This window comes from Streptomyces sp. NPDC015032 (assembly GCF_043080425.1).
Lineage (GTDB): Bacteria > Actinomycetota > Actinomycetes > Streptomycetales > Streptomycetaceae > Streptomyces.
Genome location: NZ_JBIBVN010000002.1, coordinates 234173 through 256149 on the forward strand (window position 1 = coordinate 234173; position 21977 = coordinate 256149).

21 protein-coding genes are annotated in these 21977 nt (G+C 71.7%); 10 read left to right on the forward strand and 11 right to left on the reverse strand.

Features of this window, described 5'->3' with window-relative positions; translation table 11 throughout:
* Nucleotides 1-198: 198 nt before the first annotated feature.
* Nucleotides 199-2712: an aminopeptidase N gene (gene pepN, locus ACF08M_RS03950; protein ID WP_392183632.1), complete on the reverse strand. Its 2514-nt coding sequence runs from the start codon at nt 2710-2712 to the stop codon at nt 199-201.
* A 170-nt stretch (nt 2713-2882) separates the two neighbouring features.
* Between pepN and ACF08M_RS03955 the strand changes: the two genes are divergently transcribed.
* Nucleotides 2883-3050, forward strand: coding sequence for a hypothetical protein (locus ACF08M_RS03955; protein ID WP_392183633.1), 168 nt, complete (start codon nt 2883-2885; stop codon nt 3048-3050).
* A 26-nt stretch (nt 3051-3076) separates the two neighbouring features.
* Here the strand turns inward: ACF08M_RS03955 and ACF08M_RS03960 are convergent, their stop codons facing one another.
* On the reverse strand, nt 3077-3406 hold the full coding sequence (locus tag ACF08M_RS03960; protein WP_392183634.1) for a chorismate mutase: 330 nt from the start codon (nt 3404-3406) through the stop codon (nt 3077-3079).
* A 220-nt stretch (nt 3407-3626) separates the two neighbouring features.
* Nucleotides 3627-4520: a helix-turn-helix domain-containing protein gene (locus ACF08M_RS03965; protein ID WP_392183635.1), complete on the reverse strand. Its 894-nt coding sequence runs from the start codon at nt 4518-4520 to the stop codon at nt 3627-3629.
* A gap of 225 nt (nt 4521-4745) precedes the next feature.
* Here ACF08M_RS03965 and ACF08M_RS03970 point away from each other — a divergent pair, with 225 nt between their 5' ends.
* On the forward strand, nt 4746-6551 hold the full coding sequence (locus ACF08M_RS03970) for a beta-galactosidase family protein (protein WP_392183636.1): 1806 nt from the start codon (nt 4746-4748) through the stop codon (nt 6549-6551).
* Nucleotides 6552-6610: 59 nt separating this feature from the next.
* Here ACF08M_RS03970 and ACF08M_RS03975 read toward each other — a convergent pair whose 3' ends face one another.
* On the reverse strand, nt 6611-7387 hold the full coding sequence (locus tag ACF08M_RS03975; protein ID WP_392183637.1) for a S1 family peptidase: 777 nt from the start codon (nt 7385-7387) through the stop codon (nt 6611-6613).
* A 223-nt stretch (nt 7388-7610) separates the two neighbouring features.
* Between ACF08M_RS03975 and ACF08M_RS03980 the strand changes: the two genes are divergently transcribed.
* Nucleotides 7611-8534: a hypothetical protein gene (locus ACF08M_RS03980; RefSeq protein ID WP_392183638.1), complete on the forward strand. Its 924-nt coding sequence runs from the start codon at nt 7611-7613 to the stop codon at nt 8532-8534.
* 23 nt (nt 8535-8557) lie between these two features.
* On the opposite strand, the gene ACF08M_RS03985 is transcribed toward ACF08M_RS03980, so the two are convergent.
* Nucleotides 8558-9535 (reverse strand): SDR family oxidoreductase, encoded by a 978-nt coding sequence (locus ACF08M_RS03985; protein ID WP_392183639.1) that lies wholly within the window; start codon nt 9533-9535, stop codon nt 8558-8560.
* Nucleotides 9536-9621: 86 nt separating this feature from the next.
* On the opposite strand from ACF08M_RS03985, the gene ACF08M_RS03990 reads away from it, so the two are divergent.
* Genes ACF08M_RS03990 through ACF08M_RS04005 form a run of 4 tightly spaced genes read left to right on the forward strand, consistent with a single transcriptional unit; the run spans nt 9622 to nt 13113 of the window.
* Nucleotides 9622-10365, forward strand: a complete 744-nt coding sequence (locus tag ACF08M_RS03990) for an enoyl-CoA hydratase family protein (RefSeq protein ID WP_392183640.1) — start codon at nt 9622-9624, stop codon at nt 10363-10365.
* Nucleotides 10362-11270: a CoA transferase subunit A gene (locus ACF08M_RS03995; protein ID WP_392183641.1), complete on the forward strand. Its 909-nt coding sequence runs from the start codon at nt 10362-10364 to the stop codon at nt 11268-11270. The genes ACF08M_RS03990 and ACF08M_RS03995 overlap by 4 nt, the downstream gene beginning before the upstream one ends.
* A complete protein-coding gene (locus ACF08M_RS04000) occupies nt 11267-12052 on the forward strand; it encodes a CoA-transferase subunit beta (RefSeq protein ID WP_392183642.1) in 786 nt (261 codons plus the stop codon). Before ACF08M_RS03995 ends, ACF08M_RS04000 begins: the two co-directional genes overlap by 4 nt.
* Nucleotides 12052-13113, forward strand: coding sequence for an NAD(P)H-dependent flavin oxidoreductase (locus ACF08M_RS04005; protein ID WP_392183643.1), 1062 nt, complete (start codon nt 12052-12054; stop codon nt 13111-13113). The genes ACF08M_RS04000 and ACF08M_RS04005 overlap by 1 nt, the downstream gene beginning before the upstream one ends.
* 71 nt (nt 13114-13184) lie before the next feature.
* On the opposite strand, the gene ACF08M_RS04010 is transcribed toward ACF08M_RS04005, so the two are convergent.
* The 5 genes from ACF08M_RS04010 to ACF08M_RS04030 all read right to left on the reverse strand — a co-directional run bounded on the left by ACF08M_RS04010 (nt 13185) and on the right by ACF08M_RS04030 (nt 18310).
* A complete protein-coding gene (locus ACF08M_RS04010; RefSeq protein ID WP_392183644.1) occupies nt 13185-14864 on the reverse strand; it encodes a DEAD/DEAH box helicase in 1680 nt (559 codons plus the stop codon).
* A gap of 198 nt (nt 14865-15062) precedes the next feature.
* Entirely contained in the window at nt 15063-15266 is a 204-nt protein-coding gene (locus ACF08M_RS04015; protein WP_003969786.1) for a cold-shock protein, read from the reverse strand.
* 367 nt (nt 15267-15633) lie between these two features.
* Nucleotides 15634-16791 carry an acetyl-CoA C-acetyltransferase gene (locus ACF08M_RS04020; protein WP_392183645.1) on the reverse strand — a complete coding sequence of 386 codons (1158 nt, stop codon included), beginning with the start codon at nt 16789-16791 and terminating at the stop codon, nt 15634-15636.
* A gap of 34 nt (nt 16792-16825) precedes the next feature.
* A complete protein-coding gene (locus ACF08M_RS04025; RefSeq protein WP_392183646.1) occupies nt 16826-17437 on the reverse strand; it encodes a TetR/AcrR family transcriptional regulator in 612 nt (203 codons plus the stop codon).
* A 90-nt stretch (nt 17438-17527) separates the two neighbouring features.
* Nucleotides 17528-18310 (reverse strand): SDR family oxidoreductase, encoded by a 783-nt coding sequence (locus ACF08M_RS04030; RefSeq protein WP_392183647.1) that lies wholly within the window; start codon nt 18308-18310, stop codon nt 17528-17530.
* 93 nt (nt 18311-18403) lie between these two features.
* Here ACF08M_RS04030 and ACF08M_RS04035 point away from each other — a divergent pair, with 93 nt between their 5' ends.
* Genes ACF08M_RS04035 through ACF08M_RS04045 form a run of 3 tightly spaced genes read left to right on the forward strand, consistent with a single transcriptional unit; the run spans nt 18404 to nt 21491 of the window.
* Nucleotides 18404-19276, forward strand: a complete 873-nt coding sequence (locus tag ACF08M_RS04035) for an enoyl-CoA hydratase (protein ID WP_392183648.1) — start codon at nt 18404-18406, stop codon at nt 19274-19276.
* Complete coding sequence (locus ACF08M_RS04040) at nt 19276-20421, forward strand: acyl-CoA dehydrogenase family protein (protein WP_392183649.1); 1146 nt, start codon at nt 19276-19278, stop codon at nt 20419-20421. The genes ACF08M_RS04035 and ACF08M_RS04040 overlap by 1 nt, the downstream gene beginning before the upstream one ends.
* Nucleotides 20421-21491: an acyl-CoA dehydrogenase family protein gene (locus ACF08M_RS04045; protein ID WP_392183650.1), complete on the forward strand. Its 1071-nt coding sequence runs from the start codon at nt 20421-20423 to the stop codon at nt 21489-21491. The genes ACF08M_RS04040 and ACF08M_RS04045 overlap by 1 nt, the downstream gene beginning before the upstream one ends.
* Here ACF08M_RS04045 and ACF08M_RS04050 read toward each other — a convergent pair.
* Nucleotides 21467-21967: a pyridoxamine 5'-phosphate oxidase family protein gene (locus ACF08M_RS04050; RefSeq protein ID WP_392183651.1), complete on the reverse strand. Its 501-nt coding sequence runs from the start codon at nt 21965-21967 to the stop codon at nt 21467-21469. The two genes, ACF08M_RS04045 and ACF08M_RS04050, sit on opposite strands and share 25 nt — an antisense overlap.
* Nucleotides 21968-21977: the final 10 nt, after the last annotated feature.

Sequence of the window (21977 nt, forward strand, 5' to 3'; positions counted from 1 at the left end):
GGGGAGCCCGGTGATCTGAACTCGAATGGGGGATGTGGGAGGCGTGGAGGGTCGTTGTGGGTGGTTCTGGTGGTATGGGTGTGGCGCCGGACATGGGTGTGCCCGGCGCCTCCCTGTGTGGTGGGGGTGGCGCCGGGCACGGGTGGTGCGGGTCTTGGGGCCGGTATGGGTGGTGCGGGCCCTATGAGGTCAGTGGGGTCAGTGAGGACGGTGGGCGTCGCGTACGGCGAGCGCGCGGCGCAGGTCGTCGACCTGGTCGTTGAGCTTGCGGCGCAGGGCCGGGATGAGGTCTTTTTCGTTCAGGGCCTGTTCGCCGAGGTGGAGGCTTTCCGCGTCGACGGCGTATCCGGGGAAGGCGTAGCGGCCGGCGGCTTCGGCGATGGCGGGGCCGCGGCGGGCGGCGAGCCGGGTCGCGTCGGGGTAGTAGCGGGGTACGTAGTCGCGTACGAGGTCGGCTTGTTCGGGCTGCCAGAAGCCCTGGGCGGTGGCGGTGAAGAGGTAGTTGGAGAGGCTGTCGTCGTTGAACAGGGCGTCCCAGGCGGTGGCCTTGGCCTCGGGGGTGGGGAGGGCGGCGCGGCAGCGGGCGGCGCCTTCGCGTCCGGTGGCGCTGGGGTCGTGGTCGAGTTCGGCGGCGATGGTGGTCTCGTCAGTGGCGCCGAGGACGGAGAGGCGGGTGAGGATGCGCCAGCGCAGTTCGGGGTCGAGTTCGGGTCCGCCGGGGACGGTGCCGTTGGTGAGCCAGTCCTGGATGGTGTCGGGCTGGGTGGCGGCTTCGATGAGGTGGCGTACGGCGATGAGGCGCAGGCCGGGGTTGTGGCCGTCCTCGGTGCGGCGGATGAGGTCGCGGCAGAGGGCGGTGAGGGTGGCGAGGGCGGCGGGGCGGTTGTCGGGGGTGAGGTAGCGGCCGGCGATGTGGGTGTCGGCGAAGGCGAGTACGCCTTGGACGAGGGCGAGGTCGGTTTCGTGCGGGAGGTGTGCGCGGGCCGCTTCGAGGTAGGTGGTGGGGGCCAGTTCGCCGTCGCGGACCATGTCGCGGGCGGTGTTCCAGACGACGGCGCGGGTCAGTGCGTCGGGGATGCCGGACAGGTCGCGTACGGCGGTGTCCCAGGATGCGGTGTCGAGGCGGATCTTGGCGTAGCTGAGGTCGTTGTCGTTGAGGACGACGAGGGCGGGGCGGCGGCCTGGCAGGGCCTTGGCCGTGCCGTTCTGGGGGATGTCGATCTCGAACCGGTCGCGCAGGACGAGGCGGTCGGGGCCGGTGTGGGTGTCGGGGGCGTGGTCGTAGGCGCCCACGGCGATGCGGTGGGGGCGGCTGCCGTTGTGGTCGACGGTGAGGGACCAGGTGCCGTCGGAATCCTCGATGTGGGGGGTGAGGGTGTCGACTCCGGTGGTGCGCAGCCAGGAGTCGGCCCAGGCGTGGACGTCGCGGTCGGTGGCCGATGCGAGGTTGTCGATGAAGTCGGCGAGGGTGGCGTTGGCGAACTTGTGGCGGGCGAAGTGGGCGTTGATGCCGGCCAGGAAGTCCTTCTCGCCGAGCCAGGCGACGAGTTGGCGCAGGGCGGATGCGCCCTTGGCGTAGGAGATGCCGTCGAAGTTGAGCATGGCGGACGCGGTGTCGGGGACGGCGGCCGGGTCGGGGGCGACGGGGTGGGTGGAGGGGCGTTGGTCGGCGTCGTATCCCCAGCCCTTGCGGGCGACGCCGAAGTCGACCCAGGTGTCGGTGAAGCGGGTGGCCTCGGCGAGGGTCTGGTAGCCCATGTATTCGGCGAAGGACTCGTTGAGCCAGATGTCGTCCCACCAGGCGAGGGTGACGAGGTCGCCGAACCACATGTGGGCCATCTCGTGGGCGATGACCATGCCCCGGGTCTGGCGCTCGGTGTCGGTGACGGCGGAGCGGTAGACGAATTCGTCGCGGAAGGTGACGAGTCCGGGGTTCTCCATGGCGCCCGCGTTGAACTCCGGTACGAAGGCCTGGTCGTAGGAGTCGAAGGGGTAGGGCTCGTCGAACTTCTCGTGGAAGCGGTCGAAGCAGGCGCGGGTGATGTCGAGGATCTCGTCGGCGTCGGTGTCGAGGTACGGGGCGAGCGAGCGGCGGCAGTGGATGCCGAAGGGCAGTCCGGCGTGTTCGGTGGTCACGGAGTGCCAGGGGCCGGCGGCGACGGCGACGAGGTAGGTGGAGATCAGCGGGGTGGCGGCGAGGGTCCAGTGGCCGTCGCCGTGGTGTGCGGCGATGCCGTTGCCGAGGACGGTCCAGCCTTCGGGGGCGGTGATGGTGAGTTCGAAGACGGATTTGAGGTCGGGCTGGTCGAAGGCGGCGAAGACGCGCTGGACGTCCTCCATGAACAGTTGGGTGTAGACGTATGTCTCGCCGTCGGTGGGGTCGGTGAAGCGGTGCATGCCTTCGCCGGTGCGGGAGTAGCGCATGGCGGCGTCGATGCGCAGTTCGTGTGTGCCGGCGGTGAGCGCGGTGAGCGGGAAGCGGTTCTCGACGAGGTGGGCGGGGTCGAGGGGCTGTCCGTCGAGGCTGATCGAGCGCAGGGTGGCCGGCTTGAGTTCGACGAACGTGTCACCGGCCTCGGCCGCGGTGAACTGGATGACGGTACGGGAGTCGAAGGTCTCCTCCCCTCCGGTCAGATCGAGGTCGATCGTGTACCGGTGTACGTCGAGGAACTGGGCTCGGGTCTGCGCTTCGTCGCGCGTCAGTACGGACATGCGTCCATGCTGCCGTACGGGGTGCGCGGGGCGCAGGAGGGTTCTCCCAGGGCTGAGCGGCGACGGCCGGGGCCTTGCGGGGTCCGCCGGGGGCTCTGCGGGGTCCGCCGGGGGCTCTGCGGAGTCCGCCGGGGGCTTCGGGCGGTGCCGGTTCGGGGGGGCGGAGGCCCGTGGCCGCCCCGGATGCTGAGGACGTTGCCGCTCAGGAGCGGTACACCGCGGGGCACTTCCGTACCGTCGCCGGGGCCGATCCGCACGAACGCATCGTTACCCTGATGGTGGTGGAGCCTTTGCAGGTCACCGAGGTCTCCACCGCCCTGGACGACATGCCGCACTGATCCGCCGCGGGTACGGGCGGGGCCGTTCAGGCCCCGGCGTCCCCGTTCGCCGACTCCTCCGCGATCCGTTCGTGGTGGCGGATGACCTCCGCCACGATGAAGTTCAGCAGCTTCTCCGCGAAGGCCGGGTCCAGGTGCGCGCTCTCCGCCAGCTGCCTCAGGCGGGCGATCTGCCGGCTCTCGCGGGCCGAATCGGCCGGGGGAAGCTGGTGGGCGGCCTTGAGGTGGCCGACCTGCTGGGTGCACTTGAAGCGCTCGGCGAGCATGTGGACAACCGCGGCGTCAATGTTGTCGATGCTCTCGCGCAGCCGGTTCAGTTCCGCGCTCACGGACTCGTCGATGTTCCTCGTGGTCATGGTCAGCGAGCCTAAGGGCTGTCCCGTAATCCCTGGTGGATCAGCGCGCGGCGTCAGATGCGGTGCATCGCAAGGCGGAGGGACGTCCGCATACTGGATGTATTCGGACGTTCCGACAACGCGGCGAGGTGCCGTAGCTGTCGTCGTGCGCCCGCCAGGGATTACGGGACAGCCCTTAGGGCCTTTCGTTCGGATCACGCCCGGCGCAACGGGGTGCGGCTCAGTCGGCCGGGCCCAGGGGGCTGATCGTCGGCGGGTGATCCGGATCGGGCACCTGGTCGCTCCAGCCGCCCGGCACGCTGCGGCCCTGCTGTTCGCGGAACCGGACCGGGGCCGCACCGACCCGGCGGGCGAAGAGGCGGGAGAAGTACGCCGGGTCGTCGTACCCCACCCGCCGGGCGACCGCGGCGACCGGCAGGTCCGTGGCGGCGAGGAGTTCCTTTGCGCGGCCGAGCCGGATGCCGAGGAGGTAGTCCTTGGGGCTGCAGCCGGCGCCCCGCCGTACCGCCGTGCGCAGTTCGGCGGGTGTCATGCCGTGCCGGGCGGCGTGTTCGGCGACGGACAGCGGCTGGAAGGCGTCCCGGGCGAGGGCCTGCAGGACGGGGTCGCCGTCGGGGCTGACGTCGGCGCGGGCCCGGCGCAGGGCGACGAGGAGTTCATGGACGGCGGCGCCGGTCTCGACTTCGAGGAGCGGGTTGCCGCGCCGTGCGGCACGCACCATCCGTCCGATCGCGGCGCGAGGGCCCGCCGTGTCGGCGAGCGGGACGAGCGGGCGGTCGGGCTCGATGTAGCCGAGCTCGGTGTACGTGGCGGTGGCGGGGCCGGTGAAGTCGACGAAGCTCTCGTCCCAGCCGGTGCCCGGATCTGCGCCGTAGTGGTGCGGGGTGCCGGGGGTCAGCCAGATCAGACTGGGCGCGACGACGGGCACGCGGCGGCCGTCGGAGCCGGCGAACCAGCCGCTGCCGGAGCTGATGACGACGGCCACGTGATGGTCCAGGGTGCGCGGGCCGACCGTCGGCAGGGCGCCGTGCTGCAGACCCACGCCCAGGCAGACGAGGCCCAGCCGGTGGTGGAGCGGGCTGGGGGTGAAGAAGCGCATCCAGGTGTGGTACATCGGCCTTTCTTCCTCCCCCTTCGTTCTTCTTGCGCTTTCCTTGCGCCGATCCGAACAATTGTGTCCAAACAGCAGTGATCTTTGTCCATGGACCGGCCGCGCGCCAGGGGTGAGGGTTGGTTGCAACATTTCTCCCGGGTTCGCCCGCTCCGTGGTGCGTGCCGTCGTGCGACCCCGGGGCCGTGCGACCCCGGGGGACCGCGCGCACAGGAGAGTACGAGCACGATGGCTGACTTCACCGTGGGGGACGACCACTTCCGGCTCGACGGGAAGCCCGTACGGCTGCTGTCGGGGGCCCTGCATTATTTCCGGGTCCACGAGGCGCAGTGGGATCACCGGCTGTCGATGCTGCGCGCCCTGGGCCTCAACTGCGTCGAGACGTACGTGCCATGGAATCTCCATGAGCCGCGGCCCGGCCGGTTCCGGGACGTGGCGGCGCTGGGCCGCTTCCTGGACGCGGCCCAGCGGGCCGGGCTGTGGGCGATCGTCCGCCCGGGCCCGTACATCTGTGCCGAGTGGGAGAACGGCGGTCTGCCGGTCTGGGTGACGGGGCGGTTCGGACGACGGGCGCGGACCCGTGACGAGGAGTACCTGGGCGCCGTGGAGCGGTGGTTCGCCGCGCTGCTGCCGCAGGTGGTGCAGCGGCAGATCGGACGCGGCGGTCCGGTGATCATGGTGCAGGCGGAGAACGAGTACGGGAGCTACGGCACCGATCAGGTCTATCTCCGGCGGGTGGCCGGGATGCTCCGGGAGCAGGGGGTGACCGTGCCGCTGTTCACCTCCGACGGACCGGAGGACCACATGCTCACGGGCGGCTCCGTGCCGGGGCTGCTCGCCACGGCGAACTTCGGCTCGGGTGCGCGGGAGGCCTTCGAGGTGCTGCGCCGCCATCAGCCGAAGGGGCCGCTGATGTGCATGGAGTTCTGGTGCGGGTGGTTCGAGCACTGGGGTGCCGAGCCGGTCGTACGCGATCCGGGGCAGGCCGCCGACGCGCTGCGGGAGATCCTGGAGTGCGGGGCCTCGGTGAACATCTACATGGCGCACGGGGGCACGAACTTCGCCGGATGGGCGGGGGCCAACCGGTCCGGTCCGCTCCAGGACCAGGACTTCCTGCCGACGGTGACCTCGTACGACTACGACGCGCCGATCGACGAGTACGGCCGTCCCACCGAGAAGTTCCGGCAGTTCCGCGCGGTGCTCGCCGCGTACGCGGACGGGCCCCTTCCGGAGCTGCCGCCCGAGCCCGTCGGCCTTGCCGCTCCGGTACGGGCGGAGCTGACGGACCATGCCACGCTGACCGCCGTCCTGGAGGCGCTGGGCGATGAGGAACCGGTGCCGGCCGGCGTTCCGCCGACCTTCGAGGAGCTGGAGCTCGACCGGGGCCTGGTGCGCTACCGGGTCGACGTCCCCGGCCCGCGCCGCCCGTACACCCTGGGGGTGACGGGGCTCCGGGACCGGGCCGTGGTGTACGTGAACGGTGTCCGCGCGGGTGTGCTGAGCGACGAGAACGGCACGCTGGACGAGCCGGTGGCCGCGCCCGCGGAGGTCGATCTGTGGGTGGAGTCCCTGGGCCGTGTCAACTACGGGCCGCGGCTCGGTGAGCCCAAGGGGATCACCGGCGGGGTGCTGCACGAGCGGCAGTTCCTGCACGGTGTACGGGCCCGGGCGCTGCGGCTGGAGGCGTTCGAGGAGCCGGACGCGCTGGCCGAAGTGGCCTTCGGGAGCGTCGACGGGGCCGGGCGCACGGGGCTGTTCCGGGGCACCTTCGACGTCGCGGGGGTGGACGGCACCGGGCACGCGGGGCTCGAACTGCCGGGCTGGACGCGCGGGTTCGTCTGGGTGAACGGCTTCTGCCTGGGGCGCTACTGGTCGGCGGGTCCGCAGCGGACGCTCTACGTACCGGGGCCGGTGCTGCGGGAGGGGGCCAACGAGGTGTGGGTGCTGGAACTGGAGGACGCGGGCGCGCCCTATGCGGAGCTGGGCCCGGGGGTGCCCGTCCGGACGGGCACCCCCGGGGACGTTCAGGTGTGAGTCAGAGCCTGGCCGGAACCGGGCTGTGAGTCAGAGCCCGGCCGGAACCGGGACCGGGGTCAGAGCGTCGACGCCGCGGAGGCGATGTCGGCGGCGAACGTCGAGACCTCGCTGTACACGCCCGGGTAGCCGGGCCGGGCGCAGCCCTGGCCCCAGCTGACGATGCCCACCTGGATCCAGGCTCCGGCGTTGTCCTTGCGGAACATGGGGCCGCCGGAGTCGCCCTGGCAGGTGTCGACGCCGCCGGTGTCGACCAGTCCGGCGCAGATCTCGTCGCCGGGGACGAGGTCGCTGCCGTACGCGGCCTGGCAGTCGGCGTCGGAGACGAACGGCACGGTGGCCTTGAGCAGGTAGCGCTGCTGGGCGCCGCCCTCGGTGGCCGCGCCCCAGCCGGCGATGTTGAAGGTGCCGTTGTTGTACGCGGTGGTGGTGGCGATCTTCAGGGTCGGCTGGTCGATGGGCTTGGCGAGCTTGATGAGCGCCCAGTCCTTGCCCTGGCCCGTGTAGCCGGGGGCCTGGAGGACCTTGGTGGACTTGACCTTGGTCGCGCTGGAGGACTGCAGGTCGACCACGCCCGCGGTGGCCGTGATGGAGGTGTTGTTGCCCGAGCCGTCCACGCAGTGCGCGGCGGTGAGGACGATGTCCTTGGCGTAGAGGGCACCGCCGCAGCCCATCGACAGCCGGACCATGAACGGGAATTCGCCCTGGGCGGCGCGGGTTCCGCCGACGACCGGGGTGGGGGCCGCGGAGGCTCCGGCGGGCTGAAGGCTGACGGCCGCGAGGACCACGGCGGCTATGACGGAGCATCTCTTCACTGCGCGCAGAAGCTGCTTCAACGGACTGCCTTCTTTCGTGGGGGTTCCTGTGGGGGGTGTACGCGCCGGCGTCCGGGCCCGGCCATGGACGGAACCGTCGATGGTCATGCTCCCGACAAAGGCACGATCCGGATTATCGGGAAGTGATCACGGGCCCCACAAGATTCACTTTTCGGCCAAGATCATCCAGAGCGTTCCGGCTACAGTGGAGGCCGGGTCGAGCGTCGCGGATGGGGGTGGGGACGTGACGGACAGCAGCCGGGGCAACGGCCGGGGCGGCGGTCCGGTGGTCCACGGCTTCCCCCACCTCGACACCGTCCGGTCCGCGATCACAGCCCTGTACCGGAGGCTGTCGTACGAGGGCGTCCGCGGCTACGCCCCGAGCCTCGCCCCCGTCGATGCCGCCTTCTCCGACCAGGACGATCTGTATCTCGGCGCCCAGCGGGTGGCGCGGGCCGTGGTCCAGCACCTGCGTCTGCCGGAGGCCCGGATGATCGTCGGCTTCCGGACGATGGAACACGCCGCCGGTGTCGAACTCGCCGCGGGGCCCGAGTACTTCATCGAACTCAACGACCGCTTCCGCACGCACCGCAGGGACATCGGCGCCGCGCTCTCGCACGAGGTCATGCATGTGCTGCTGCACCGCCTCGGCCTGGAGTTCCCCGGCACGCGCGACAACGAGATCCTCACCGACACCGCGACGACCTACCTGGGCGCGGGGTGGCTGCTGCTGGACGCCTTCCGCGAGGACGCCGTCTCCAGCCAGAAGCTCGGCTATCTCACCCCGGAGGAGTTCGGTTACGTCCTCGCCAAGCGGGCATTCGCCTTCGACGAGGACCCCTCACCGTGGTTCACGAGCCCGCAGGCGTACACGGCCTACACGAAGGGCCGCGCCCGGGCCGCCCACGACACCCGGCAGCCGCCCCTCGTGGCCGCGGGCTGGGCGGGCCGTCACCGCTACGCCAGGGACCGGCGGTACGCCCAGGACCACCCGGGCGCACCGACACCCCCGGGCTCCGACGCCCCGTACTCCTTCGAGAACGGCCCGCAGGGGCTGCGGGTCTCCTTCGCCTGCCCCACCTGCCTCCAGCGGATCCGCGTTCCGGTGCGCGGCCGGGTGCGGGCCCGGTGCGGCTTGTGCCGGACGGTGCTGGACTGCAACACCTGAAACGCCCCGGGCCCCGCTCCCCCTCAATCGCCGGAGGGACCGGGCGCCGCCCCGTACACCGGCCGCGCCGCCCCCGCCTCCGCCAGCAGCTTCCGTGCCGCCTCCCCCGCCTCCGCCGGCGCCCACCGCGCGCCCCGGTCCACGGTGGGGCCGGGCCGCCAGCCCTCCATGACCGTGATCCGGCCGGCCTCCGCCTCGAAGACCCGCCCGGTCACCCCGTCGCTCGCGGCCGAGCCGAGCCACACCACCAGCGGTGAGACGTTCCCGGGGGCCATCGCGTCGAACTCCCCCTCCCCCGGTGCCGCCATCGTCTGCGCGAACGTCCTCTCGGTCATCCGGGTCCGGGCCGCCGGGGCGATCGCGTTGACCTGGATCCCGTACCGCCCCAACTCCTCGGCGGCGACCAGCGTCAGCCCCACGATGCCCGCCTTCGCCGCGGAGTAGTTGCCCTGCCCGACGCTGCCGAGCAGGCCCGCGCCGGAACTGGTGTTGATCACCCGGGCCACCGGCGCACGGCCCGCCTTCGCCTCCGCCCGCCAGTGCGCGGCCGCGTGCTTCAGGGGCAGGAAGTGGCCCTTCAGGTGGACCCGCATGACCGCGTCCCAGTCGTCCTCGGCCAGATTCACCAGCATCCGGTCGCGCAGGAACCCGGCGTTGTTGACCAGGGTGTCCAGCCGCCCGAAGGTCTCCAGCGCGGCAGCGATCAGCGACGCCGCCCCTGGCCCCGTGGCGATGTCGGCCCCGTGGGCGACCGCTTCGCCGCCCGCCGCCACGATCTCGTCGACGACCCGCCGGGCCGGACCGTCCGAGCCGCCGTCGCCGCCGGGGCCGACCCCCAGATCGTTGACGACCACCTTCGCGCCCTCGGCGGCGAACGCGAGCGCGTGGGCCCGGCCGAGGCCGCGCCCGGCACCGGTCACGATCACCACGCGCCCCTCGCACAGCCCTCCGGAACCTCCCCTCTCCCGTCCTCCGTCCCGTCCAGCACTGCTTGCACTCATCAGACATCTCCTTGTTGGCGATGCGGGGGCAGGCTGCTACCTTCCACACCTAACAAATGTTTGGTGGAAAGGTAGCTGATGCGCTCATGGGTGTCTCCACCACAAGTCCGGGCAAGGGCATCCGACTCGTCACGGTCGACCATCCGCCCGTCAACGCGCTCCCCGTACGGGGCTGGTACGACCTCGCCGGCGCCGTTCGCGCCGCGGGCCGCGATCCCGAGGTCCGCTGCGTCGTGCTGGCCGCCGCCGGTCGCGGATTCAACGCGGGCGTCGACATCAAGGAGATGCAGCGCGACACCGGGCACGACGCCCTGATCGGCGCCAACCGGGGCTGCTACGAGGCGTTCTCGGCCGTGTACGAATGCGAGGTCCCGGTCGTCGCCGCGGTGAACGGCTTCTGCCTCGGCGGCGGCATCGGCCTCGTCGGCAACGCGGACGCGATCGTGGCGAGCGACGACGCGACCTTCGGCCTGCCCGAGCTGGACCGGGGCGCGCTCGGCGCGGCGACCCATCTGGCCCGGCTCGTGCCCCAGCATCTGATGCGCGCGCTCTACTACACCTCGCGCACCGCCACCGCCGCCGAACTGCACGCCCACGGCTCGGTCTGGAAGGTCGTGCCGCGTGCCGAACTCCTGGACGCCGCGCTGGAGCTGGCCGGCGAGATCGCCCGCAAGGACGGGTATCTGATCCGGCTGGCCAAAGCCGCCCTCAACGGCATCGACCCGGTGGACGTCCGCCGCAGCTACCGCTTCGAGCAGGGCTTCACCTTCGAGGCCAACCTCAGTGGTGTCGCCGACCGCGTCCGCGACACCTTCGGCAAGGAGGCATGACCATGACCGAAATCGCCGGTGCCGGTACCGGCAGGCGGACCGACAAGACCATGACCGTGCAGGAGGTCGTCTCCCGGCTCAGCAGCGGGATGACGATCGGCATCGGCGGCTGGGGCTCACGCCGAAAGCCCATGGCGCTGGTCCGGGCCCTGCTCCGTTCCGAGATCACCGATCTCACCGTGGTGGCGTACGGCGGACCCGACGTCGGCCTGCTCGCGGCCGCCGGCAAGATTCGCAAGCTGGTCGCGGCCTTCACCACGCTCGACTCGATCCCGCTCGAACCGCACTTCAGGGCGGCCCGTCAGCGCGGCGCGTTCGAGCTGATGGAGGTCGACGAGGCGATGTTCATGTGGGGGCTGCACGCCGCCGCGAACCGGCTGCCGTTCCTCCCCGTACGCGCCGGTATCGGCTCGGACGTGATGCGGGTCAACCCGGGCCTGCGCACGGTCGCTTCGCCGTACGCGGACGGCGAGGAGTTCGTCGCGATGCCCGCCCTGCGGATGGACGCGGCGCTGGTCCACATGAACCGCGCCGACCGGTTCGGAAACGGCCAGTACCTCGGACCCGACCCGTACTTCGACGACCTGTTCTGCGAGGCCGCCGACAACGCCTACGTCTCCTGCGAACGCCTCGTGGACACCGCCGAGTTGACCGAGAAGGCCGCCCCGCAGACCCTCCTCGTCAACCGGCACTCCGTGACCGGCGTAGTCGAGACCCCGAACGGCGCGCACTTCACCTCCTGCGTCCCCGACCACCCGCGCGACGAGGCGTTCCAGAAGGCGTACGCGACCGCGGCCGCCGACCCCGACGCCTGGGCGGCCTTCAGCGACCGCTTCCTGCCCGCGCGGGGCGACGAGAAGAGCTACTGGGCAGCCGTCCGGACCTGGCACGAGGAGCAGAAGTGACCACGGAGAACACGACTACGGCCGATACCGGCACCGACGCCCGTACCGCCCCCGCCGCCACCCGGGCCGAGTACTGCGTGATCGCCTGCGCCGACGCCTGGCGCGACAACGGTGAGGTGCTCGCCAGCCCGATGGGGCTCATCCCGTCCATCGGCGCCCGGCTCGCCCGGCACACCTTCTCGCCCGATCTGCTGCTCACCGACGGCGAGGCGCTGATCATCGGGGTGGACGGCACGCCGGAGGGCTGGCTGCCGTACCGCCGGCACCTCACCATGGTCACGGGCGGCAGGCGTCACGTGATGATGGGAGCGAGCCAGATCGACCGGTTCGGCAACCAGAACATCTCCTGCATCGGCGACTGGGAACAGCCCGCCCGCCAATTACTCGGCGTGCGCGGAGCACCGGTCAACACCCTGAACAACCCGGTGAGTTACTGGATACCCAGACACTCCACCCGGGTCTTCGTCGAGCGCGTCGACATGATCTGCGGGGTCGGCTACGACAGTGCCGCTGCGGCCGGTCCGTCGGCGACCCGCTACCACCGCATCCCGCGCGTCGTCACCGACCTCGGTGTCCTCGACTTCGCCACCCCGGACCGCTCGATGCGCCTCGCCTCGCTGCACCCCGGCGTCACCGTCGACCAGGTCCGCGAGGCCACCGGTTTCGCCCTCACGATCGCGGACGACGTCCCATGCACCCGGGAGCCGACCGCCGCGGAGCTGGACCTGATCCGCGAGGTCATCGACCCGCGGGGGACCCGGAACCGCGAGGTCGGGGCCTGATGCGGACCGCGCTCACGGAGCTCGTCGGCGTCCGCCACCCCGTCGTCCAGACCGGCATGGGCTGGGTCGCTGGCCCCCGTCTGGTCTCCGCCACAGCCCGGGCGGGCGCGCTCGGCATCCTCGCCTCCGCGACCATGACCCCGAAGCGGCTGCGGGAAGCGGTGCGGGAGGTCAAGTCCCGTACCGACGAGCCCTTCGGCGTCAATCTGCGTGCCGACGCCGGTGACGCGCGCGAACGGGTACGGATCATCATCGACGAGGGCGTGCGGGTGGCGTCCTTCGCGCTGGCCCCCTCGAAGGGGCTCATCGCCGAACTGAAGGACGCGGGCGTGGTCGTGATCCCGTCGATCGGCGCCCGGCGCCATGCGGAGAAGGTCGCGGCGTGGGGTGCGGACGCGGTGATCGTGCAGGGCGGCGAGGGCGGCGGGCACACCGGCGAGGTGGCGACGACCGTGCTGCTGCCCCAGGTGGTCGACGCGGTGGACATTCCGGTGATCGCGGCGGGCGGCTTCCACGACGGCCGGGGCCTGGTCGCGGCGCTGGCGTACGGGGCGGCGGGCATCGCGATGGGGACCCGGTTCCTGCTGACCTCGGACTCGACCGTGCCGGACGCGGTGAAGGCCCGCTATCTGGCGGCGGGCGTCAGGGACGTCACGGTCACCACGGCGGTGGACGGGCTCCCGCACCGGATGCTGCGTACGGAGATGGTCGCCGCGCTGGAGAACGCGGGCCGGGTCCGGGCGCTGGCCCGGGCGGTGCGCCGGGCGGCGGGCTTCAAGCGGATCTCCGGGCTGAGCTGGTCCCGGATGGTGCGCGACGGTCTCGCGATGAAACACGGCAAGGACCTGTCCTGGAGCCAGGTCCTGCTGGCCGCCAACACCCCGATGCTTCTGAAGGCGTCCATGGTCGACGGCCGCACGGATCTGGGCGTGATGGCATCGGGCCAGGTGGCGGGCCTGATCGAGGACCTGCCCAGCTGTGCGGAGCTGGTGGACCGGGTGATGGCCGAGGCCCACGCGGCGCTCGGCGCGGTGACCCGCGCGAAGGGCGCGGAGGTGTAGGTGACAGGTACGGGCGCGCGAGGGGCGCCCGGATCTCTCCGGGCGCCCCTCGCACATGCCGGTCCGTACGGCTACGCGGCCCTGCGGCCACGCCCGGCCGCGGCACCACCGCGTCCGGCCCCGGAGCGCCCGGCCCCGGAACCACGCGCCTCACTGTTGCCACGGCCACGGCCACCACCGGCACCGGCACCGGCACCACGAGCCGAACCGCCCGCACCGGCGACGCGGGAGGAACCGCCCGCGCTCCGGCCCTCACCGCCGCCGCCCTGCCCGGCACCACCGCGCCGGCCACGGCCGCGGCTCCCCGAGCGGAAGCCCGCGCCACCGGCCGCGGCCCCGGCCGACCGCGTGCGCGGCTTCGGCGGGGTCGGCTGGGGGACCTCGATGACGATCGCGACACCGGACGGCTCACGGGCCCCGGTGATCCGGGTGAGTTCCTCGTCGCTGGACTTGATCCGGGTGGTCCGCGGAGCGATGCCCGCATCGGCCATCAGCCGGGTCATCTCCCGCTTCTCCTCGGGCAGCACCAGGGTGACGACGCTGCCGGACTCCCCGGCACGCGCCGTGCGCCCGCCGCGGTGGAGGTAGTCCTTGTGATCGGTCGGCGGATCCACGTTCACGACCAGGTCGAGGTCGTCGACATGGATGCCACGCGCCGCCACGTTCGTCGCGACGAGCGCGGTGACCTGACCGTTCTTGAACTGGTCCAGCGTCCGGTTGCGCTGCGGCTGCGAGCGCCCGCCGTGCAGGGCGGCAGCCCGGACACCGCTGGCCAGCAGCCGCTTGGCGAAGCGGTCGGCGGCGCGCTTGGTGTCCACGAACATGATCACCCGGCCGTCGCGGGCGGCGATCCGAGTGGCGACGGCCTTCTTGTCGGTCTCGTCGGCCACATGCAGCACATGGTGCTCCATGGTGGTGACCGCGCCCGCGGACGGGTCGACCGAGTGCACGACGGGGTCGGTCAGGAACATCTTGACCAGCCGGTCGATGTTCTTGTCGAGCGTCGCGGAGAACAGCATCCGCTGACCGTCCGGCTCGACCTGCTTGAGCAGCGCGACGACCTGCGGCATGAAGCCCATGTCGGCCATCTGGTCGGCCTCGTCGAGGACGGTGATGGCGACCTGGTCGAGGCGGCAGTCGCCGCGCTCGATGAGGTCCTTCAGCCGGCCCGGCGTGGCGACGAGCACCTCGGCTCCGCGGCGCAGCGTGCCGGACTGCTTGCTGATCGACATGCCCCCGACGACCGTGGCCAGCCGCAGGTTCACGGACGTTGCGTACGGCGTCAGCGCGTCGGTGACCTGCTGGGCCAGCTCGCGGGTCGGCACGAGGACGAGCGCGAGCGGGGCGCGCGGCTCGGCGCGCCGCCCGCCGGTGCGGGCCAGCAGCGCGAGGCCGAAGGCGAGGGTCTTGCCGGAGCCCGTGCGGCCGCGGCCGAGGATGTCCCGGCCGGCGAGCGAGTTCGGCAGGGTGGCGCCCTGGATCGGGAACGGATCGGTGACGCCCTGCGCGGCAAGGGTTTTCAGCAGGGCTGCGGGCATGTCCAGCTCGGCGAACGCCTCGACGGCGGGCAGTGCGGGGGTCATGGTTTCCGGCAGGGCGAATTCGCCCTGCGGCGGCGTGGCCCTGCGACGGGGCGACGCCTTGCCGGATCCCTTGCCGGAACCCTTAGCGGTTGCCTTTGCCGGGGCCGTGCCGCGCCCCCTCGACGGGCGGTTGCGGGCGGGTCGGTCCTGGCGTTCGGAGCGGGTCATACGGAATTGCCCTCCTGGGGGATTCCTGAGGATTCCTAGGGGATTCCTGGGAACTGCTGGGGACTGCTGGGGACTGCTGAGAAGTACCGGGAGCCTCTGCGGGACGGTGGCACGTCTGCACCATGTCCTGAGGACAGCACAAACCGGGACCCGCACCTTCACGGTGCGGGCCCCGGCTGCGAGGTACGCGTCCGGCGATTAGGCCGGGACGATGTTCTCCGCCTGCGGGCCCTTCTGGCCCTGCGTGACGTCGAAGGAGACCTTCTGGCCCTCCTGGAGCTCACGGAAGCCCGAGGTGGCGATGTTGGAGTAGTGGGCGAAGACGTCGGCGCCGCCGCCGTCCTGCTCGATGAAGCCGAAGCCCTTTTCCGAGTTGAACCACTTCACGGTTCCAGTAGCCATGTCATTCTCCTAAAAGAGGTGCAGTGCCGGAAATTCGCACTTTACGAATTCCAAGTCGCCGCATTGAGCCCCATCCGGAGAAAGCCGGAAAACAATAATGCGCCTGAGGAAGCATTCCCGTCAGGCGCACATAATGTTCATGGGTACCAAAACTGCAACACGGCAACCGTAGCACGATCTGCCGACCAGCGGTGGAACACGCCGCGCCGCAGGTCGGCGGATTTTCGCCCGGACCCTTGGGACAACTGGCCCGGAGCGGGCTCGAAGCGGCGTCGAAATCTCTCCCCCGACCGGTGCCGAATCGGTTCGGCAGCCGCGCCTGAGCTGCGCGGCAGCCGTGTCCCGGGCCGAGCCGGAGCGGAGGGCGTCAGATCCGTTCGATGATCGTCACGTTCGCCTGGCCGCCGCCCTCGCACATGACCTGCAGGCCGAATCGGCCATCCGTGCGCTCCAGCTCGTGCAGCAGCGTCGTCATCAATTTTGCACCGGTTGCGCCGAGCGGGTGACCCAGGGCGATCGCACCGCCGTTGACATTGACCCTGTCCGGGTCGGCTCCGGTTTCTTTCAGCCAGGCCAGCACGACCGGGGCGAACGCCTCGTTGATCTCGACCAGGTCGATGTCGTCGATGGTCATTCCGGTCTTCTTCAGCGCGTACGCGGTGGCCGGGATCGGCGCCGACAGCATGCGGATCGGGTCCTCGCCGCGCACGGAGAGGTGATGGATGCGGGCGCGCGGGGTCAGGCCGTGCTCGGCCACGGCGCGCTCGGAGGCGATGAGCAGGGCGGCGGCCCCGTCGGAGACCTGCGAGGAGCAGGCGGCGGTGATCGTGCCGCCGTCCAGCACCGGTTCGAGGGCCGCCATCTTCTCCAACGTGGTGTCGCGGCGCGGCCCCTCGTCGGTGGTGACGCCACCGACGGCGACGGTCTCGCGCCGGAAGCGGCCCTCGTCGATGGCACGGATCGCACGCCGGTGGGAGCGGAGGGCGAACTCCTCCATGTCGAGGCGGCTGACGCCCCACTTCTCGGCGATCAGCTGGGCGCCGTGGAACTGGTTGACCGGCGCGTCGCCGTACCGGGCGCGCCAGCCCTCGCTGCCGGCGTACGGGCCGTCCGTCAGGCCGAGCGGTTCGGCGGCCTGACGGGAGGCGAAGGCGATCGGGATCTGCGTCATGCTCTGGGTGCCGCCCGCGACGACCAGGTCCTGGGTGCCGGAGAGGACGCCCTGGGCGGCGAAGTGCACGGCCTGCTGGGAGGAGCCGCACTGACGGTCGACGGTGACGCCGGGGACCTCCTCGGGCAGTCCGGCCGCCAGCCAGCAGGTGCGGGCGATGTCGCCGGCCTGCGGCCCGACGGTGTCGAGGCAGCCGAAGACCACGTCCTCGACGGCCGCCGGGTCGATTCCGGCCCGTTCGACGAGGGCCCCGAGCACGTGGGCACCGAGGTCGGCGGGGTGGACTCCGCCCATTCCCCCCTTGCGCCGGCCGACCGGGGTGCGTACCGCTTCGACGATGTATGCCTCGGCCATGACTGCTGCTCCTTGGTGGTTTACCGGAGGTGGTCTAGGTGTCCAGTGCGATGCCGTCCAGGACCATCGAGAGGTACTGGCGGGCGATCTCCTCGGGGCTGTGCTGTCCGCCGGGCCGGTACCAGGACGCCGCGACCCAGACGGTGTCGCGGACGAAGCGGTAGGTGAGGCGGATGTCGAGGTCGGCGCGGAAGGTCCGGTCGGCGACGCCGCGTTCCAGCGTGCCGAGCCAGGCCTTCTCGAACTTCTGCTGGGAGTCGACGAGGTAATGGAAGCGCGGCTGGGCGGCCAGGTGCTTGGACTCCTTCTGGTAGATGGCGACAGCGGCACGGTGCCGGTCGATCTCCCGGAAGGACTCGGTGACGAGGGCCTCGATCGTCTCCCGGGGGCCGAGTCCGGCGGCGAGCACCGCGTCGTACCCCTCCCAGAGTTCGGTGAGGAAGGTCGAGAGGATCTCGTCGATCATCGATTCCTTGGAGTCGAAGTGGTAGTAGAGGCTGCCCGCGAGCATCCCGGCCTCGTCCGCGATCCTGCGGACGGTGGTGGCGTTGTAGCCCTGCGCGGCGAACACCTCGGCGGCGGTGTCGAGCAGTTCGCGGCGGCGCTCGGGCGAGGGGGTCACCTGGGGCTTCTTCTTGGTAGGCACCCGCCCATTCTCCGCCCGCTGGACGGCCGCGCGGATGCCCTGCCGGATGCCCTGCCGGATGCCCCCGCGGACGCGGCGGCAGGTGCCCGCTCAGGCATGCTGACTGCTGACCGCGACGACTTCTCCCGTCATGTACGAGGAATAGCCGCTGGCCAGGAAGACGATGACGTTGGCGACCTCCCACGGCTCCGCGTAACGGCCGAAGGCCTCCTTCCCGGTCAGTTCGTCGAGGAGTTCCGCGGAGGTGACCTTCACCAGATGCGGGTGCATGGCGAGGCTGGGGGCGACGGCGTTGACGCGTACGCCGTACTCGGCGGCCTCGACCGCGGCGCACCGGGTGAGGGCCATGACACCCGCCTTGGCGGCGGCGTAGTGGGCCTGGCCGATCTGTGCGCGCCAGCCGACGACGGAGGCGTTGTTGACCACGATGCCGCCGTGCCCCGCCGCCCTGAATGAGCGCAGAGCGGCCCGGGTGCACCGGAAGGTTCCGTTCAGGGTGACGTCGAGGACCTTGGTCCACTGTTCGTCGGTCATCTCGGTGAGTTCCGCGGTGCCGCCGAGGCCCGCGTTGTTGACGACGATGTCGAGACCGCCGTGGGCCTGTTCGGCGCACGCGAAGAGCGTCCGGACCTGGGTCTCGTCGGTGACGTCGCAGGGCAGGGCGGCAACACGGTCGGCGCCGAACTCCTCGGCGAGAGCCCGCTCGGTCTCCTTCAGCCGCCGGGCATGCGCGTCGCCGATGACGACACGGGCTCCTTCCTCAAGAAACTTGCGGGCGGTGGCTCCGCCGATTCCGGCGCCCGCGGCCGCGGTGACGACGGCGCCGCGGCCGGCCAGCAGCCCGTGTCCGGGTACGTACTGCGGTGCACTCATGCCCATGCCTCCTCGGTCCCGGCCCACGGATCCTCGACGGTGCTCGTGCCCGTACGTTAATCTACCAAACACTTGTTAGGGAAGGATGAGCCGATGCCCGCTGCCCACGACGCCTCCGCCGGCCACTCCCAGGACGACCCCGTGCTGTACGAGCGCCGGGGCCCGGTCGCCTGCGTCACGCTGAACCGCCCCCGCTACCGCAACGCCCAGAACTCGGCGATGACCTACGCCCTGGACGCCGCGTTCTACCGGGCCGCCGAGGACTCCGAGATCAAGGTGGTCGTCCTCGCGGGCGCCGGGGAGCACTTCTCGGCGGGCCACGACATCGGCACGCCCGGACGCGACGCCCATCTGCCCTTCGAGCGCAGGGCCGGCCTGTGGTGGGACCACTCCGACAAGGCCGGCGCGGAGAGCCGCTTCGCCCGCGAGTCGGAGGTCTACCTCGGCATGTGCAGGCGCTGGCGCGAGCTGCCGAAGCCGGTCATCGCCTCCGTGCAGGGGGCATGTGTGGCCGGCGGGCTGATGCTCGCCTGGATCTGCGATCTGATCGTGGCGAGCGAGGACGCCTTCTTCGCCGATCCGGTGGTCCGGATGGGCATCCCCGGCGTCGAGTACTTCGCGCACCCGTGGGTGATGCCGCCCCGGATCGCGAAGGAGTTCCTGTTCACCGGCGACCGGATGAGCGCCCGTCGGGCGTACGAGGTCGGCATGGTGAACACGGTGGTGGAGCGCGGCGAACTCGCCGGATCCACCCATGAGCTGGCGTTGCGGATCGCCCGGATGCCGCGGCTGGGGCTGGCCCTGACCAAGCGCGCCGTCAACCAGGCCGAGGACCTTCAGGGGCTGCACACCGGCCTGGACTCGGTCTTCGGGCTGCACCACCTCGCCCACGCGCACAACGCGGAGACGGCGGCGGACCCGCTCGGCGGCATGGACATCGCCTCGATGAAGAAGGCGGGTGCGTGATGGATCTGTCATGCACGGCCGAGGAGGAGTCGTTCCGGGCCGAGGCACGCCGGTGGCTGCGGTCCAACGTGCCAGCCGGGCCGCTGCCGTCCCTGGAGACCGCCGAGGGATTCGCCGCGCACCGGGAGTGGGAGGCGCGGCTGCACGCCGACCGCTGGTCGGTCGTCTCCTGGCCGCGCGAGTACGGCGGCCGGGGCGTCGACATCTTCGGGTGGCTGGCGTTCGAGGAGGAGTACTACGCGGCGGGCGGCCCCGGCCGGGTCTCGCAGAACGGCATCAACCTCCTCGCCCCGACACTCTTCGACCACGCCACGGACGAGCAGCGGGCCCGGGTCCTGCCGCCGATGGCGAGCGGCGAGGTGATCTGGGCACAGGCCTGGTCCGAGCCGGAGTCGGGCTCGGACCTGGCGTCGCTGCGCTCGCGGGCGGTGCGCACGGACGGCGGCTGGCTGCTGTCGGGGCAGAAGACCTGGTCCTCGCGGGCCGCGTTCGCCGACCGGGCGTTCGGCATCTTCCGTACGGACCCGGGAGCCGCGAAGCCGCACCACGGGCTGACGTATCTGATGTTCGACCTGTCGGCACCGGGGGTGTCGGTCCGGCCGGTCGGGCGGCTCGACGGCAAGCCCGCCTTCGCGGAGCTGTTCCTGGACGAGGTGTTCGTACCGGACGAGGACGTGATCGGGGAACCCGGCCAGGGCTGGCGTATCGCCATGTCGACAACGGGCAACGAGCGCGGGCTGACGCTCCGCTCCCCCGGCCGCTTCCTGGCCGCGGCGGACCGGCTGGCCGGGCTGTGGCGCGCCCACGGCGACCCGTCGGACACGGCACTGCGCGACCGGGTGGCGGACGCGGTGATCGGGGCGCACGCGTACCAGCTCTTCACCTGCGCCAACGCGTCACGGTTCGCGGCGGGGACGGCCATCGGCGCCGAGTCGAGTCTCAACAAGGTCTTCTGGTCCGAGTACGACATCGCGCTGCACGAGACGGCGCTCGATCTGCTGGGCGCGGACGGTGAACTCGCCCACGGGGAGTGGGCCGAGGGGTACGTCTTCTCCCTCGCGGGCCCCATCTACGCCGGCACGAACGAGATCCAGCGCGACATCATCGCCGAACGGCTGCTCGGCCTGCCGAAGGGACGGCGCTGATGCGTTTCCTCCTGGACGAGGAGCAGCGGGAGTTCGCCCGCTCACTGGACGCGATGCTGACGGCCGCGGACACCCCTGCCGCGGTACGCGCCTGGGCCGTCGGGGACCACGGAGCGGGCAGGGATCTGTGGACGCGGCTGGCGCGGGCGGGGGTGTTCGCTCTCGCGGTACCGGAGGCGTACGAGGGCGTCGGGCCGCTTCCGGTCGAAATCGCGGTCGCCTTCACCGAGTTGGGGCGGCACGCGGTCCCGGGGCCGGTGGTGGAGACGGTCGCGGCCGGGGTGCTGCTGGGGGGTGTGGGCGGTGCGGCGGCGAAGGAGTGGCTGCCGCGGCTGGCATCGGGCGCGGCCTCGGCGACGCTCCGGATGGACGGGTACGGGCCGTATGCGCTGGACGCGGATGCCGTGGACGCCGTGTTCACGGTGGCCGGTGGCGAACTGCGGCTCGCGTCCGGGCCCGGCGCGCTCAGCCTGTCGTCCGACCCGGCCCGGCGGCTGTGGCGCCCCGAGCCGGGCGGGGAGCTGCTGATGTCCGGGCCCCGGGTGGCCGGGGCGGCGGCGCGGGCCGCTCGGTGGGCGGCGTTCGCGACGGCCGCGCAGGCGCTCGGCGTGGGCGAGGCGCTGCTGCGGGCCACGGTCGGGTACGTGAAGCAGCGCACCCAGTTCGGTACGGCCATCGGCTCCTTCCAGGCGGTGAAGCACCGGCTCGCGGACGTACTGATCGGGCTGGAGTTCGCCCGGCCGCTGCTGTACGGGGCGGCCCTCGCGCTCGCCGGGGAGGCGCCGGACGCCGATGCGCGGGTGGCGGCGGCGAAGGTGACGGCCGGTGAGGCGGGGTACGCGGCGGCGCGGGCGGCGCTCCAGTTGCACGGCGCGGTGGGGTACACGGAGGAGCTCGATCTGGCGCTCTGGCTGCGGAAGGCGCGTCCGCTGCGGGACGCGTGGGGGACGCCGGGGGCCTGCCGGGCGCGGGTGCTGGCACCGGCCGGCCCGGGGGCCCCTCCCCTGCCCCTGGGTTCATGGGAGGAGCTTGAGAACGGCCGGGGTCAGGTCTCGTACGGAGCGCTGTAGTCCGGGGCCCGGTGGATCGTGCGCAACGGCTTTCCGGGCCGCCACACCTGTACCACCAGCTCCTCGGACTCCAGGGTGGTGCGCACCACTTCCTGGAGTTCCGCGCGGAAGAGCTGGAACGGCTCCGGCGGCTTCGCCTCCTCGACGAAGCGGGCCAGGGTCCCGGGGTCGGTCACCTCCACCGCGCGGCCGGAGACCCGGACGTCGCCGTCCGCCATCTCGGCGTCGGGTCCCGGGTTGGCCTGCACCGCGAACCGCGGGTCGCGCAGCAGGTCCAGCGCCTTGCGCGAGTTCGGCATCATGCCGAGCAACAGCTCACCGAACCGGATGTCCACCTCCAGGCCGGTCACCCGAGGCGACCCGTCCTTGCGCAGGGTCGCCAGGACTTGGTGCCTGTACTGCCCGAAACGGGCCTGGACGGCATCGGCGAAGGCAGGCTGCGCCGACCGGAACTCTTTCCACGAACTCGATGTCATGAGGCCATGG